Annotated in this window: 17 protein-coding genes; all 17 read left to right on the forward strand. The window is 48.6% G+C overall.

Annotation, left to right across the window (positions count from 1 at the left end; all coding sequences use genetic code 11):
• The 17 genes from KNO73_RS02615 (at nt 1) to KNO73_RS02695 (ending at nt 15,655) form a co-directional block, all read left to right on the forward strand.
• Nucleotides 1–1,062 carry a flagellar biosynthesis protein FlhF gene (locus tag KNO73_RS02615; RefSeq protein ID WP_215112004.1) on the forward strand — a complete coding sequence of 354 codons (1,062 nt, stop codon included), beginning with the start codon at nt 1–3 and terminating at the stop codon, nt 1,060–1,062.
• Nucleotides 1,041–1,880: a MinD/ParA family protein gene (locus KNO73_RS02620; RefSeq protein ID WP_015881408.1), complete on the forward strand. Its 840-nt coding sequence runs from the start codon at nt 1,041–1,043 to the stop codon at nt 1,878–1,880. Before KNO73_RS02615 ends, KNO73_RS02620 begins: the two co-directional genes overlap by 22 nt.
• 19 nt (nt 1,881–1,899) lie before the next feature.
• Nucleotides 1,900–3,891: a chemotaxis protein CheA gene (locus tag KNO73_RS02625; protein ID WP_215112005.1), complete on the forward strand. Its 1,992-nt coding sequence runs from the start codon at nt 1,900–1,902 to the stop codon at nt 3,889–3,891.
• 12 nt (nt 3,892–3,903) lie between these two features.
• Nucleotides 3,904–4,335 carry a chemotaxis protein CheW gene (locus tag KNO73_RS02630; RefSeq protein WP_015881410.1) on the forward strand — a complete coding sequence of 144 codons (432 nt, stop codon included), beginning with the start codon at nt 3,904–3,906 and terminating at the stop codon, nt 4,333–4,335.
• Nucleotides 4,325–4,924 carry a chemotaxis protein CheC gene (locus tag KNO73_RS02635; RefSeq protein WP_015881411.1) on the forward strand — a complete coding sequence of 200 codons (600 nt, stop codon included), beginning with the start codon at nt 4,325–4,327 and terminating at the stop codon, nt 4,922–4,924. The genes KNO73_RS02630 and KNO73_RS02635 overlap by 11 nt, the downstream gene beginning before the upstream one ends.
• On the forward strand, nt 4,917–5,402 hold the full coding sequence (locus tag KNO73_RS02640; RefSeq protein WP_031421691.1) for a chemotaxis protein CheD: 486 nt from the start codon (nt 4,917–4,919) through the stop codon (nt 5,400–5,402). Before KNO73_RS02635 ends, KNO73_RS02640 begins: the two co-directional genes overlap by 8 nt.
• A 12-nt stretch (nt 5,403–5,414) precedes the next feature.
• The gene (locus tag KNO73_RS02645; RefSeq protein ID WP_159562099.1) at nt 5,415–6,185 is read left to right on the forward strand and encodes a FliA/WhiG family RNA polymerase sigma factor; all 771 of its coding nucleotides are present in this window, start codon (nt 5,415–5,417) and stop codon (nt 6,183–6,185) included.
• A gap of 12 nt (nt 6,186–6,197) precedes the next feature.
• Nucleotides 6,198–6,590: a hypothetical protein gene (locus tag KNO73_RS02650; RefSeq protein ID WP_074037229.1), complete on the forward strand. Its 393-nt coding sequence runs from the start codon at nt 6,198–6,200 to the stop codon at nt 6,588–6,590.
• Nucleotides 6,591–6,742: 152 nt separating this feature from the next.
• Complete coding sequence (rpsB, locus tag KNO73_RS02655; RefSeq protein ID WP_015881415.1) at nt 6,743–7,483, forward strand: 30S ribosomal protein S2; 741 nt, start codon at nt 6,743–6,745, stop codon at nt 7,481–7,483.
• Nucleotides 7,484–7,600: 117 nt separating this feature from the next.
• The gene (gene tsf / locus KNO73_RS02660; RefSeq protein ID WP_078146717.1) at nt 7,601–8,482 is read left to right on the forward strand and encodes a translation elongation factor Ts; all 882 of its coding nucleotides are present in this window, start codon (nt 7,601–7,603) and stop codon (nt 8,480–8,482) included.
• Nucleotides 8,483–8,592: 110 nt separating this feature from the next.
• Nucleotides 8,593–9,318, forward strand: a complete 726-nt coding sequence (gene pyrH / locus KNO73_RS02665; RefSeq protein ID WP_015881417.1) for a UMP kinase — start codon at nt 8,593–8,595, stop codon at nt 9,316–9,318.
• The gene (frr, locus tag KNO73_RS02670; protein ID WP_031421698.1) at nt 9,315–9,875 is read left to right on the forward strand and encodes a ribosome recycling factor; all 561 of its coding nucleotides are present in this window, start codon (nt 9,315–9,317) and stop codon (nt 9,873–9,875) included. The genes pyrH and frr overlap by 4 nt, the downstream gene beginning before the upstream one ends.
• A gap of 84 nt (nt 9,876–9,959) precedes the next feature.
• Nucleotides 9,960–10,697 (forward strand): undecaprenyl pyrophosphate synthase, encoded by a 738-nt coding sequence (locus tag KNO73_RS02675; RefSeq protein ID WP_214687942.1) that lies wholly within the window; start codon nt 9,960–9,962, stop codon nt 10,695–10,697.
• A gap of 1 nt (nt 10,698) precedes the next feature.
• Nucleotides 10,699–11,496: a phosphatidate cytidylyltransferase gene (locus KNO73_RS02680; protein ID WP_214687943.1), complete on the forward strand. Its 798-nt coding sequence runs from the start codon at nt 10,699–10,701 to the stop codon at nt 11,494–11,496.
• 14 nt (nt 11,497–11,510) lie between these two features.
• Entirely contained in the window at nt 11,511–12,668 is a 1,158-nt protein-coding gene (dxr, locus tag KNO73_RS02685; protein WP_214684470.1) for a 1-deoxy-D-xylulose-5-phosphate reductoisomerase, read from the forward strand.
• A gap of 3 nt (nt 12,669–12,671) precedes the next feature.
• On the forward strand, nt 12,672–13,922 hold the full coding sequence (rseP, locus tag KNO73_RS02690) for an RIP metalloprotease RseP (RefSeq protein ID WP_015881422.1): 1,251 nt from the start codon (nt 12,672–12,674) through the stop codon (nt 13,920–13,922).
• A 32-nt stretch (nt 13,923–13,954) separates the two neighbouring features.
• The gene (locus tag KNO73_RS02695; RefSeq protein WP_031421704.1) at nt 13,955–15,655 is read left to right on the forward strand and encodes a proline--tRNA ligase; all 1,701 of its coding nucleotides are present in this window, start codon (nt 13,955–13,957) and stop codon (nt 15,653–15,655) included.
• Nucleotides 15,656–15,734: the final 79 nt, after the last annotated feature.

A 15,734-nucleotide genomic window follows, 5' to 3' on the forward strand; every position in this document is an offset into this window, starting at 1 on the left:
ATGCAGATTAAAAAGTTTACGGCGAAAACCATGGCTGATGCGATGGCGAAAGTGAAACAAGAGCTCGGAGACGAAGCGGTCATCCTCAACTCACGACAAGTGAAGACAGGATGGTTCGGTCTCTTTGCGTCAAAGCAAGTGGAGGTCATCGCAGCCCTCGAAAAAGAGCAAGTCGTCACAAAGCCACGACAGCCTGTCCCTGTTCGGACAGCACCAACACCATCACAACCTGTCATCCCGCAAACATCACCACGTGTGATTGGAGGAGCGGCACCGAGACTACACGCCTCGTTGCAACATGTCGAATCGCTGCTCTCGACAGAATCCTTTGCCGATGAGTCGTGGGAGGAAACGCTGAACGAACTATACTACACGACAAAATCTGTAGAAGAAGCTGAACGTTTCGTTTACGAACAAGTCAAATCGTCGTTCATTGAACCGCCTGAAGCGAAGCGATATGTTATGGTCGTTGGACCGACGGGGGTCGGCAAGACGACCACGCTCGCCAAACTTGCGGCGCACTTCAAGCTGACGGAAGGCAAAACGGTCGGATTGATCACGACCGACACGTACCGAATCGCTGCCATCGAACAGTTGAAGACGTATGCTGAAATCATGAGTATTCCGGTGGAAGTGGCATATGACTTTCATGACTTCAAGCGTGCCAAGCAATTGTTTGCTCGTAAAGACATCGTGCTAATCGACACGGCGGGACGAAATTTCCGCGATCCGGCTTACGTCGAACAGTTTCATGAACATCACGACTTCACTGAAACAAGCCTTTCGCTCGTTTTGAGTTTGACATCCAAAACGAAGGACATGGATATGATCTATTCGCAATTCGAGTCATTGCCTCTTAGCTCACTCATTTTTACGAAGGCGGACGAGACAAGTGATATCCACGCGATGTACCGCATGGTGAAAAAGAGCGGTCTTCCGGTCGCCTGGATGACAGACGGCCAAGAAGTGCCGGACGATCTGATTCGGGGGAATGCGGACGCACTGACGAAACGACTGTTTGAGAAAGAAGGGTGGGCAAGATGGACCAAGCAAGGCGTTTAAGAGCAATCAATGATGCCCATCCGACGACAATCGCCTTTGCGAGTGGGAAAGGTGGGGTCGGAAAGACGAACGTCTGTGTAAACACGGCCATCGCCCTAGCTGAACTCGGAAAACGAGTGTTGATTGTCGACTTTGACATCGGAATGGCCAATGTGCACATCTTGATGAATGCCATGAAGTCCAGAACGATGATCGAGACCGTCAAAGCTCGTATTCCATTGGCTGCAGCTGTTCAGAAAAATGTATATGGTGTCGATATATTACATGGAGGGAGTGGGCAGGACCAACTCGTCCATCTCTCAGATGATGACATGCAATTTCTCATGCGAGAACTCGAAGTATTGACCGAATATGATTATGTCCTGTTCGATATGGGGGCTGGAGCGACGGACACTTCACTCCAGTTCATCGCGGGTTGCGATGAGATGTTCTTGATTTTGACTCCAGAACCTACCTCGCTAATGGACGGTTATGCATATACGAAACTGGTGCACCATCAGTACCCGGACTTACCGCTTGGCGTCATCGTCAACCGAGCCCAGTCCGGTGAGGAAGCCCTTCAATGTTTCGAACGGATGGAAGTCGCATGTAAACAGTTTTTAAATAAGACGATTCGATTCCTCGGCTTTCTACCAGACGACTCATCTGTCAGAAAGGCAGTCATCGCCCAAGTCCCGTTTTATCAATACAACCGAAAGAGTGATATTAGCTGGCGCCTCGAACGAATTTTGACAACGCTTACGGGTACGCCTCCGAAACCACGTCACTTGATGGACCGTTTGATGGGGAACTTACGAAAACAGTGGAACCGAGTATAACGACAGGGAGGTAAATGAGATGGACGTGAATGAATACTTAGGGTTGTTTTTAGATGAATCCCAAGAACATATCCAATCGATCAACACACAGTTACTTAAATTAGAACAATCGGGTGGTGCGGATGTTGTACAGGAGATCTTCCGGTCCGCGCACACGCTAAAAGGGATGTCTTCGACGATGGGGTACGAACGCGTTGCCAACTTGACACATGAGATGGAGAGCGCGCTCGACCTCGTCCGTGGCGGCAAAAAGGAAAGTAACCAACTCTTGTTGGATACGATGTTCATCGCCATGGAACAGATGGAAGACATGATTGCGGACATCGAGAGCGGAGGACAAGGCGCGAACGTGGATGTATCAGAAACGGTCGCCGCATTCCAATCCTTCATCGGTGGGAAAGAAGTCGCAGTCGAAAAAACGTCAGAGACGAGCACGTTTGAGATTGATCTATATACGAACTCGGTCATCGAGCAAGCCAAACAGACAGGCTTTGAGGCGTATCAAATCACAGTCAAACTGTCTGACGCGGTCGTCTTGAAAGCGGCCCGTGCGTATATGGTATTCGATCGCCTTCAAGAACTAGGTGAGGTCGTCAGCACACATCCGGAGACAGAAGAAATCGAACAAGAGCAATTTGACTTATCGTTCGACGTCTTATTCTTGTCACAAGAGACGGCAGAAGTGATTGAACATGCCATCGCTCAAGTCTCGGAAGTGGAGCGCGTCGAAGTCAATACGTATACAGAAACAGCGGTCAGTGAGCCAGAAGTCGCTGTGACAGCGGAGACGATTGCACCTGAACCTGTCGTTCAAGCTACCTCGGACAAGGAAGAAGCGAAAGATACGAAAGAGCAAGTAGCCGCTCAAGCACAAGCAAAAACGATTCGCGTCAACTTAGAACGAATTGATCGTCTGATGAACTTATTTGAAGAGTTCATTATCGACCGTGGACGACTTGAGCGCCTGGCGGACGAAGTCGGTCAACCAGAATTGAATGAAACGGTCGAAAAAATCAAGCGGGGAACGAACGAGTTACAATCACTCGTCTTAACCCTCCGGATGATGCCAATCGAACAAGTGTTCAATCGCTTCCCACGAATGGTGCGTTCGGTCGCAAAAGAGATTCATAAAAAAGTCCAGTTGGACATTTCAGGTGCTGAAACAGAACTCGATCGCACGGTCATCGATGAAATTGGCGATCCGCTCGTCCACTTGATCCGTAACGCCATCGATCACGGCATCGAACGTCCGGAAGTACGTCTTCTAGCCGGAAAACCGGAGCAGGGCATGCTTGCACTCCGTGCGTATCACGGCGGAAACCGAGTCTTCATTGAAATCGAGGACGACGGTGCCGGCATCAACGTCGACAAGGTTCGCTCGAAAGCGTTGGAGCGCGGCGTGATCACAGATGAAGAAGCGACGACGATGTCTGAGAACGAATTGGCGATGCTGATCTTTGCTCCGGGCTTCTCGACGGCAGACGTGGTCACTGACTTGTCAGGACGCGGTGTCGGACTCGATGTCGTCAAAAATAAAATCGAGTCACTCGGTGGCGTCGTTTCTTTAGAGACGGTTGCGGGACAGGGCACGAAGTTCCAAGTCAGCTTACCGCTCACCCTCTCGATCATCTCGGCGATGCTCGTTCAAGTGGGAGAGGAATCGTATGCGATTCCATTGACATCGATCCTTGAGACGACATTACTTGATGAAGCGGACATTTTGACAGCACACCGTGAGCGAGTCTTCGACTTCCGTGGTCAACTGGTCCCACTCGTCTACATGAAAGAAATGTTTGGCATCGAATCAGAGACGAAGTCGCAATTCCCGGTCGTCGTCGTTCGAAAAGGCAACAAACTCGTCGGCGTCGTCGTCAACGATTTGATCGGTCAACAAGAAATTGTCATGAAACCGCTCGGTACGTATCTTGAAGGGATTCCAGCTATCTCTGGTGCGACCATTCTTGGTGACGGTCGCGTCGCCCTTATCGTAGATAGTAACGATCTCTTTTAAGGAGGAATATTGATGGAACAGAAATGGGTAGTCTTTTCACTTGAAGAAAATACGTATGGGATCGACGTACAGTCGGTCCGTTCAATCGAGCGACTTCAGCCGATCACACGAGTGCCGAACGCACCGTCACATGTGAAAGGGGTCATCAACCTTCGTGGTGTCGTCACGCCGGTCATCGACCTTCGCTTGCGACTCGGCTACGAAGAAATCGAACCAACGGATGAAACGCGCATCCTGATCGCCTCGTTGAATCAAGGAGATGCCGGATTTATCGTCGACCGTGCGAATGAGGTCGTGGAAAGCGATGAAGTACGAATCGAACCGATTCCGGAATCGAGCCGCGATATGCTCTCGGCACATCTGACAGCCATCGCAAAAGGAGAAGATAAACTCTTCTCCTTACTCGATGCGAATGCGTTGTTTGAGGAACAGTATGCTGAGTGAGTTTGAACAAGACCTGTTAAAGGAACTGGGAAATATAGGGTCTGGACATGCGGCGACTGCCTTGTCGGCAATGCTTTCGAAACCGGTGAACATTACCGTGTCTTCTGCCGAAATGGAACCGATCACCTATTTACCAGAGCGAGTCGGCGGTCCGGAACGACATGTTGCCTCGGTCTTGTTGGAGTTAGATGGTGATATTCGTGGAATGATCCTCATTTTGTTCGCCGTGGAAGATGCCGAGCAAATGGTTTCGACCTTGATTGGGATGCCATATTCATTTGATTCTTTTGATGAGCTCGGCCAATCGGCTTGGGAAGAGGTCGGGAATATTATGAGCGGTGCTTATGCGCGAGCGCTAGGTGACTGGTTACAGACACCGATTATGATTCAAGTGCCGGCAACGGCCATCGATATGGCAGGTTCGATTGTTGAATTTGTCGTCACGTCTGTACAACCTGAGGAAGACGCGGCGCTCTATATCGACACGACATTTATGATTGATCAAAAAGTAAGTGCAGGACATGTGTTGTTCCTACCAACACATGGGTCGCTCAAACGGATTCAAGAACGGTTGCTTGGCAATGGCTGATGTATTAAAAATCGGCATTGCCGAATGGAAGCAGACGACCGCACCAAATCGGTTACGTACAGCCGGACTCGGGTCATGTGTGGGTGTCATTTTATATGACACCCGCCTCCAACTGGCAGCGATGGCACATGTCATGTTGCCGGACTCGACGATTGCTCGTAAGAACCAGACGATTGAAGTAGGAAAATACGCAGATACAGCCATTGATACACTCGTGCATTCATTGAAACGAGAAGGGGCCACGCGGCTTCAAGCAAAGATGGCAGGCGGCGCTCAGATGTTTCAGTTTAAATATGAGAACGAGGCGATGCGAATCGGTGAGCGAAACGCCGAGGCCATCCGCCAAGCATTAAAAGTCCATCGTATTCCGCTCGTGGCAGAAGATTGTGGCGGACATAACGGGCGGACAATCGAGTTTGATGTCGCAACATCTGTCTTATCGATTCGGACGGTGAGCGTGGGTACGAAAGAACTATAAGGGGGGATCGACATGACGACTCATCTTACACAGTTGTGGGATCGCTGGAATATGGACCGTGATATGGATACAGCAAACGAATTACTAGCACATTACGAGTTTCTCATCCACTACCACGTACAACGGATGATCGTGACGCTTCCAAAGAGCGTCGAACGCGACGAATTGAAAAGTTTGGGTTACATGGGATTGTACGATGCCCTTATGAAATATGATCCAGAGCACAATAATAAATTTGATACGTATGCTGCGTTTCGGATTCGTGGAGCCATTATCGACGGTTTACGAAAAGTGGATTGGTTACCTCGGTCGGTTCGAGAAAAAGTGAAAAAAATCGATCAGGTGGCAGAACAGCTTGAACAGTCGTTACATCGTGCTCCAACGAAGAGCGAGTTAGCTTCGGCATGCGACTTACCGATTGCAGAAATCGAACGAACGATGGCGGAAGGGTACTTTGCCAATATGTTGTCGATTGATGAGGCCGTGACGTTGCAAGAAGAAGGAAAAGTCATGTCTGTCACGTATTTCGACCCGGATTCTGAAAAGCCAGAAGATACGTTGTTGCAACGCGAATTGATTGATGTGCTGGCAGCAGAAGTCGACCATTTATCCGAAAAAGAACGACTCGTCGTCTCTTTGTTTTACTTTGACGAACTGACGTTGACGGAGATTGGGGAAGTGCTCGAACTGTCAACATCACGGATTTCGCAAATTCATTCCAAAGCGTTGAAGACATTAAAACACGCGCTCGGTCGGTCCTATTTAGAAGAAAAGACATCGTAAGGAGATGAACAAGTGTATATTGTATATGTGATCACAGCTTGTTTGGTTGCTTACGGTTTTTTATTCGGCTACCGACAAGTCCAAGCGCTTCAGGAACGAGTCGAACGGCTCGAACGAGAGAAGCAAGAGACCGAAACGTTGCTTCTTTCATTCATGGAGTCGATGAACGACCTCGTTGTTCAAGAACCCGTTGAACGTTCGAACGTGGTTCAACAGGAAGAAGCTTCATCGCTCCCTGTCAATGAGTCCGTTCAAACGGTCGTAGAGGCGACAGAAGAGACGACCCCGTCCGCGTCAATCGACGTGGACGATGTCTTGTTGCGACATTCCGTGCGGGACGCTGCCCGTATCCTCGGAAAAGGCGAGGGCGAGCTTGCGCTTTATGCGAAACTTCGTAAAAAGTGAGAGTTGCCGGATTTCGTGACATATGCTATAGTAATTCTCGGTGTTAAACACATCACACACGTCTCGGGATGATATTCCTCGGTGCCGAAAGGTCGGAATACAACAATGAACGAGGCGGAGGACTTTTTTAAACCACAAGGAGGAAATTTATCATGGCAGTAATTTCAATGAAGCAATTGCTTGAAGCTGGTGTACACTTCGGTCACCAAACACGCCGTTGGAACCCAAAAATGGCGAAATACATCTTCACAGAGCGTAACGGGATCTACATCATCGACCTTCAAAAGACGGTCAAAAAAGTAGACGAAGCTTACAACTTTGTTCGTGAACTCGCGGCAGAAGGCGGAAACGTCCTCTTCGTTGGTACGAAAAAACAAGCTCAAGATACAATCAAAGAGGAAGCAATCCGTTCTGGGATGTTCTTCATTAACGAGCGTTGGTTGGGTGGAACACTCACTAACTTCTCAACAATCAAAAAGCGTATCAACCGCTTGAAGCAACTCGAAAAAATGGAAGAAGACGGCACGTTCGAAGTACTTCCTAAGAAAGAAGTCATCATCTTGAAGAAAGAAATGACTCGTCTTGAGAAGTTCCTCGGCGGAATCAAGGACATGCCTGGTGTGCCTGACGCCCTCTTCATCGTTGACCCACGTAAAGAGCGTATCGCAATCGCGGAAGCTCACAAATTGAACATCCCAATCGTTGCGATTGTCGACACAAACTGTGACCCAGACGAAATCGATTATGTAATCCCAGCGAACGACGATGCAATTCGTGCAGTTAAATTGCTCACTTCGAAGATGGCTGATGCAATCATCGAAGCGAAGCAAGGTGAAGAAGAAGTTGCTGAAGAAGCTGTAGCGACAGAAGCTGAAGCTACAGAAGCTGAGTAATCAGTGAGACAATAGGTGATAAAGGGAAAGCCTTTTATCACCTTTTTTTAGGACATGTATTCAAAAAGCCCTGTGCTTTTTCTTAAAATTCGTTAGTTTTACAAGGAGGAATTTCCGATGGCAGTTACAGCAGCAATGGTAAAAGAACTTCGTGAAAAAACAGGAGCAGGAATGCTCGATTGCAAAAAAGCACTCGTTGAAACAGACGGTGACATGCAAGCAGCAATCGACTTCCTTCGCGAAAAAGGAATCGCTAAAGCAGCAGCAAAAGGTGATCGTATCGCCGCTGAAGGTTTGACAGCAGTAGCAGTTGAAGGCAACAAAGCTGTGCTCGTCGAAATCAACTCAGAAACAGACTTCGTTGCGAAGAACGAGAAGTTCCAAACACTCGTGAACAACGTAGCAAAAGCAGTACTCGCATCAGGCGCAACAACTGCAGAAGCGGCACTCGCGGCTGAGTACGAAGCAGGTAAAACACTTGAAACGTACATCCAAGAAGAAGCTTCGACAATCGGAGAGAAAATCTCACTCCGTCGTGTAGCTGTTCTTGAAAAAGCTGACGATGCAGTATTCGGTACGTACCTCCACATGGGTGGTCGCATCGGGTCAGTCGTTGTAATCGACGGCACATCTGACGAAACAGTTGCTAAAGACGTTGCAATGCACGTTGCTGCAGCACGTCCACTTTACGCGACACGCGATGAAGTATCAGCTGAAGAAATCGACCGCGAGAAGAAAGTCTTGACTGAGCAAGCACTTAACGAAGGCAAGCCTGCTAACATCGTTGAGAAGATGATTGCTGGTCGAATGAACAAGTACTTCGAAGAAATCTGCCTCGTTGACCAAACGTTCGTAAAAGACAGCGACTTCAAAGTTGGTAAGTACGTAGAATCAAAAGGCGGAAAAATCAACTCGTTCGTACGCTTCGAAGTAGGAGAAGGTATGGAGAAACGTGAAGAGAACTTTGCTGAAGAAGTTATGAACCAACTTAAAAAATAATCTGTGTCACAATCTGTGATACAACTAAAATTGGGAACACGTCTGTATAACCTTGAGTTAGTTCGTTAAGGGAGCGTGTTCCCTTTTTTCAAGCAAGAGGAGGCAAAGTTATGGAACCGAAATATAAACGAATTGTGTTAAAATTGAGTGGAGAAGCGCTCGCTGGAGATCAAGGTTACGGGATCGACCCTAACATTGTAAACTCAATCTCAAGTCAAATTAAAGAATTGATCGAGATGGGTGTAGAAGTCGCCGTTGTTGTAGGTGCCGGAAACATTTGGCGTGGAAAGACGGGTAGTGAACTCGGGATGGATCGGGCAAACGCAGATTACATGGGTATGCTCGCAACTGTATTGAACTCACTTGCTCTTCAAGATAGCCTTGAAACGTACGGTGTCCAAACGCGCGTCCAAACATCAATTGAAATGCGACAAGTTGCTGAACCATACATTCGTCGTCGCGCAATGCGTCATCTTGAAAAAGGACGCGTCGTTATCTTTGCGGCCGGCACAGGAAACCCATATTTCTCAACGGACACGACAGCTGCTCTCCGTGCGGCTGAAATCGAAGCTGATGTCATCTTAATGGGTAAAAACAATGTGGACGGCGTCTATTCAGCTGATCCGAAATTGGACGCAACGGCAGTGAAGTACGATACGTTGTCTTACCTTGACGTCTTAAAGGATGGACTTCAAGTCATGGACTCGACAGCAACGTCACTTTGTATGGACAACCACATTCCATTGATTGTATTCTCATTGCTTGAAGAAGGTAACATTAAACGTGTCGTTCTCGGGGAACATATCGGGACGGTAGTAGGAGGAGTCAATTCATGAGTGTCAAAGAAGTATTGAAAACAGCTGAAGAAAAAATGGAAAAAGCGCATTCTTCACTTAAACGTGATTTTGGAACGCTTCGCACTGGCCGTGCCAGCGCATCGATTTTGGATCCTGTCCAAGTTGATTACTATGGTGTCCCAACACCACTCAATCAAGTGGCAAACATCAATACACCAGAAGCGCGTCTACTTTTAATTCAACCATGGGATAAGTCGATGGTTTCTGAAGTAGAGAAAGCGATTCAAAAGGCAGACCTCGGCTTGTCTCCATCATCTGACGGTACGGTCATCCGTTTGGCGATTCCTGCATTGACGGAAGAACGTCGTAAAGAATTAGTTAAAGTCACGAAAAAATACGCAGAAGAAGCGAAGGTCGCTGTCCGTAACGTACGTCGTGATGCAAATGAAAACTTGAAGAAACTCGAGAAAGATGGCGAGTTAACAGAAGACGATCTCCGCGGATATGCAGATGACGTTCAAACGTTGACGGATTCGTATATCAAGAAGATTGATGAATCTGCAGCAATTAAAGAAAAAGAAATCATGGAAGTGTAATCACGGAAGTGGTATACCAAAAAGCTGTGTGGGGACCCTTTTTCTGAGAGGGTCCTTCTTTCATACAATCAGGAGGGTAACAGAATGTTTAAATGGGTGAATCCTAAAACGAAAATCGAGGCGGAGTTAAGTGTTCCTGAGCACGTAGCCATCATCATGGATGGAAATGGGCGCTGGGCCAAAAAACGTGGTCTCCCTCGCATCATGGGTCACCGGGAAGGGATGAAGTCCATCCGGGAAGCGGTACGAACAGCGCAGGAACTCGGGATTCGGTCTCTGACGCTTTATGCGTTCTCTACAGAGAATTGGACTCGTCCGGAAGAGGAAGTCTCATTCTTGATGAAACTGCCGAAACAGTTTTTGGAGACCGATTTGAAAGAACTCCACGAACAGAATGTACGGGTGCTCGTTGCGGGAGATACGTCGAAACTCCCACGAGAGACACGAGAAGCCGTTAACGAGGCGAGAGAACGGACCGTTGCGAACACAGGGTTGAACCTTGTCTTCGCACTCAACTACGGGGGACGAGATGAGCTCGTTCAAGCGATGCGTAGCATTGCAGCAGACGTTCAGTCCGGTTTGGTTCAGGCAGACGATATCGATGATCGTATGATTGGTGAACGACTCATGACACACGTTCAAGATGTAGATCTCGTTATTCGGACGAGCGGTGAGCAACGACTCTCTAACTTTTTATTATGGCAAAGCGCGTATGCTGAACTTCATTTCACAGAAGTATTGTGGCCGGAATTTAAGCGTGAGCATTTTGTAGAAGCGATTGAATCATACAACGCGCGCACGCGACGTTTTGGTGGGGTGTAACATGAAGACACGTATTATTACAGGACTATGGGCAGGAGCCATCTTCATCACGGTGATTGCGCTTGGAGGCAATGCCTTCGTTTCATTGATGGGGATTCTGGCACTCATCGGATTGAGTGAATTCACGTTGATGCGACAGCATAAGCTGTTGGCGTTTCCGTTCTTAGTGACAGCGCTCCTCGTGGCGTTCCCGTTCCTCTTATTATTGCTTAAGACTCAAGTTGTCACGGATGAACTTCCGTTCTCGATTGAACAATGGCTCGTCTTAGGGCTCGTGTTGTTGCTGTTTTGGACAGTGGTCACGAAAAACCGATTCACGTATGAAGATGCCAGTTTTTACTTCGTCTCAGCCGTCTATTTGGTCGTCGGTTTCTCTAGTTTTGCGTTAGTGCGGCTCTCTGAGGACGGCCTATCGAAAGTGCTGCTAATCTTGTTTATGATTTGGGCGACAGACTCGGGAGCGTATTTTACCGGAAAAGCATTCGGGAAAGCCAAGTTATGGCCATCGATTAGTCCGAATAAGACGATTGAAGGGGCGATTGGGGGCATTGTGTCTGCGATTGTACTCGGTATCATCTTCGTCTGGATTGATCCGATCTTGCCGATGATCGAGGTCGCCATTTTAGCGATTGTCGTGGCGGTAGTCGGACAGCTCGGGGATTTGGTGCAGTCTGCTTATAAGCGCCAGTACGGAGTCAAAGATTCAGGTCATCTGTTACCGGGACATGGTGGCATTTTAGACCGGTTTGATAGTATGATTGCGGTCTTTACCGTCATTTGGGTGTTTAATCTGCTTTAAAAAGGAGTGTCGAGATGAAGCGAATTAGCTTAATTGGGGGGACTGGTTCGATTGGCGTTCAAACTTGTGACGTCATCGAACAGCACCCTGACCTGTTTGAACTTGAGGCGTATGCGTTCGGAACGAACGTCGAGGTCGCCACGGAATGGATCAATCGACTTAGACCAAAATATGTGTCGGCAACGAGTATCGAAGTACTCGAACAGTTGAAGCCGCATCTTACATATGAACCTCTCTATTTTATTGGACCGGAGGGGCTGAAGGAGTGTGCGACGGCAGAACGGGCTGACATCGTCGTGACGGCAGTCGTTGGAGCAGTTGGACTTGAACCGACGCTTGCGGCGATTCAAGCAGGGAAAGATATTGCACTCGCCAACAAGGAAACACTCGTTACCGCAGGACATCTTGTCAAAGCGGCCGTGAAAGAACATGGGGTCAACCTGTTGCCTGTCGACAGTGAACACTCCGCGATCTATCAATGTTTGAACGGGGAACGAAGAGAAGATGTATCCAAAATTATTCTAACGGCATCAGGCGGTAGTTTCCGTGATCGTTCACGCGATGAGCTGGCTGATGTGACTGTTGAAGACGCACTGAATCATCCGAACTGGTCAATGGGAGCAAAAATCACCATCGATTCGGCGACGATGTTCAACAAAGGCTTGGAAGTCATCGAGGCACACTGGCTGTTCGATATCGATTATAATGATATTGAAGTCATCTTACACCGTGAATCGATTATTCATTCGATGGTCGAATTTAAAGATGCTGCCGTGATGGCCCAGCTTGGAAACCCGGATATGCGCGGTCCGATCCTTTATGCGCTATCGGGACCGAAGCGGCTTGAAATCGAGGGGAATAAGCGGTTAAACTTGAAGGAAATCGGAAAGCTGCATTTTGAAGAGGCTGATTTCAATCGTTACCCGGCACTCCGGTTAGCGTTCGAAGCAGGAAGAGCCGGTGGTTCCATGCCGACCGTCTTGAATGCAGCCAATGAAGTGGCAGTGGACCTATTCTTGAACGGTCAGATCACGTTTTTAGAGATTGAACGACTCGTCGAAGATGCGATGGCTCGACATGAGGTCATTGCCGAGCCGACGCTCGCGCAAATTCTAGAAGTTGACCGAGCAGTACGTCAACAGATTCAGCAAGGAATTGAAGGTGGGGAATAAATCATGACGACTTTTATCGCCATCGTTTTGATGTTTGGCGTTCTCATTTCGGTACACGAATGGGGACACCTCGTCATGGCGAAACGGGCAGGCATTCTCTGTCACGAGTTTGCAATCGGATTCGGTCCAAAAATTGTTTCATTCCGTAAAAATGAAACGCTCTATACCATTCGTCTTTTACCAATCGGTGGCTACGTCAAAATGGCCGGAGAAGATTTTGAACCGATTGAAGTCCGTGCGGGTCAGCATGTCGGACTCCGGCTCACCGAACAGGGGACGGTCGATCGTGTCTACTTCCAACCGGACACGGCTACAGATGTCCATGTCGTCGGAACCGTCGATAAGTTCGATTCGACACATGAGTTGAAAGTGCAACTTCTCATCGATGAGGAAGTGCGTGTCTATTCATTAGAGCGAGACACACTCCTTGTCGACCAAGGGATGGAAATTCAAATCGCACCGTATGATCGAACATTTGGAGCCCAGTCGGTTTGGAAACGTGTCTTGGCCATCGCAGCCGGTCCGGCGATGAACTTCGTCTTGGCGTTCATCTTGCTCATTATTGTGGGGCTCGTTCAAGGAACCCCAACGAACGACGGTCAAATCGGTACGGTTCAACCGGATTCAGCCGCTGATGAGGCTGGTTTGATGAGCGGGGATGAAATCGTATCGATTGAAGGTGAGCCGATTACCGATTGGCTCGACTTACGATCTGCTTTAGAAGACCGGGCGGACACCCCTACGGAAGTCACGTATGTCCGTGATGGGGAGGAAGCAACTGTCACCCTCACACCACAAGCAGTCGAACAAAACGGAGAGACGGTCGGAATCCTTGGTGTCACGAACGCACTCGAGCGATCACCGGTCAAAGCCGTGACGACGGGAGCGGAAACGACATGGACGATGTCGACGCTCATCTTCTCTGCGGTCGGTGATTTGGTGACAGGACAAGTCGGTGTCGATCAACTAGCAGGTCCGGTCGGGATTGTACGGATGACAGATGAAGTAGCGGCGAGCGGTTTGATCATGCTGTTGAACTGGACAGCGCTTCTCTCCGTCAACCTTGCGATCTTCAACTTGCTCCCATTGCCAGCGTTAGACGGAGGACGTTTGATTTTCCTCTTGTTCGAAGCGGTACGCGGACGTCCAATCGATCCGAAAAAAGAAGGATTCGTCCACTTTATCGGATTCGCACTCTTGATGATTTTAATGTTGATTGTCACTTGGAACGACATTCAATCATTCTTTAAATAAGCTGTTTGTAGAGAAGGGAAACGTTGAACTGTATGAAACAATCTAGATTGCTCATGCCTACATTGAGAGAAGTTCCGGCTGACGCGGAAGCGGTCAGCCATCAACTCCTCGTCCGTGGAGGATTCATCCGTCAAAATGCGGCAGGAATTTATTCTTATCTTCCACTCGGACATAAGGTGTTACACAACATCCAAACAATCATCCGTGAAGAGATGAATCGTGCCGGTGCACAAGAGTTATTGATGCCTGCCATTCAACCGGCGGAACTTTGGGAAGAGACAGGACGTTGGGGCATTTACGGTCCTGAATTGATGCGCTTGACGGACCGTCATGACCGTCGTTTCGCACTCGGTGCGACACACGAAGAATTGATCACATCAATCGTCCGAGACGAGCTCAACTCGTATAAAAAACTTCCGATGAACTTGTACCAGATTCAAACGAAGTATCGTGATGAGCGTCGTCCACGTTTCGGGTTGCTCCGCGGACGTGAGTTCTTGATGAAAGACGCCTACTCATTCCACGCGACACAAGAAGACTTAGATGAAGAATATACAAACATGTATAATGCGTACTCACGCATCTTCGACCGCACAGGACTGAAGTATCGTCCGGTCGTCGCGGACTCTGGGGCAATCGGCGGGAAAGATACGCATGAATTCCAAGCGCTTGCGGATATCGGGGAAGACACGATTGTCTACACCGACACGTCGAACTATGCGGCGAACATCGAGATGGCCGAAACGCTCGACCGTTATGAGATGCAGCAAGCTGACGTTCGTCCACTCGAAAAAGTGGACACGGAAGAGAATCGTACGATTGAAGATGTGGCGGCATTCTTGAACGTGGATCCGAAGACGACAATCAAATCTGTCTTGTTCAACGTGGATGGCGAAACCGTCATGGCAATCGTTCGTGGCGACCACGAAGCGAATGAAGTCAAAGTGAAGAACGCACTCGGTGGACTCGACATTCAACTTGAAGAAGAAGCGAAAATCGTTGAGTTGTTCAACTGTGCGCCAGGTACACTCGGACCGATTAACGCTCCGGTCAAAGTCGTTGCCGACTATGCGGTCAAGTACTTAGTGGATGCAGTCTGTGGTGCCAACGAGGCGAACACACACTACACGGGTGTAAACGCTGCGCGCGACCTTGCCGAGATGACATACCACGATTTACGTTTCGTTGTCGAAGGCGATTTGGCACCGGATGAGTCCGGTCCGGTTCGTTTTGCTCGTGGGATTGAAGTGGGACAAGTATTTAAACTCGGGACACGATATTCAGAAGCGATGGGTGCGACGTTCCTCAACGAAGAGGGTCGTGCCGAACCACTCATCATGGGTTGCTACGGCATTGGGGTGTCACGCACACTTTCAGCCATCGTCGAACAACATCACGACGACCGTGGAATCGTTTGGCCACGTAACGTGGCGCCGTTCGATCTCCATTTGATCGCAATCAATGCAAAAGATGAGACGCAAGTCGAGTTGGCGAACCGTCTTTATGAAGAGCTTGGTCAAACATACGATGTCTTGTTCGACGACCGAAAAGAACGCGCGGGCGTCAAGTTTGCAGATGCAGATTTGATTGGACTTCCGATTCGCGTGAACGTCGGGAAAAAAGCCGGCGAAGGCATCGTTGAAGTGAAAGTACGTGCAACAGGTGAAGTGATTGAAACGTCAATCGATGAATTGAAAGAAGTCATCGCTTCAAAATTTAGCGAAGTTCATTAATGGATGAAGGTGACAGCGGAGGCGGTCACCTTCATTTGTCGAATTGGCATAAAGGGGGAAAGACGGACCCGTGGAAGCA

The sequence above is a fragment of the Exiguobacterium sp. s83 genome (assembly GCF_018617095.1).
In the GTDB taxonomy this organism is placed as follows: domain Bacteria; phylum Bacillota; class Bacilli; order Exiguobacteriales; family Exiguobacteriaceae; genus Exiguobacterium; species Exiguobacterium profundum.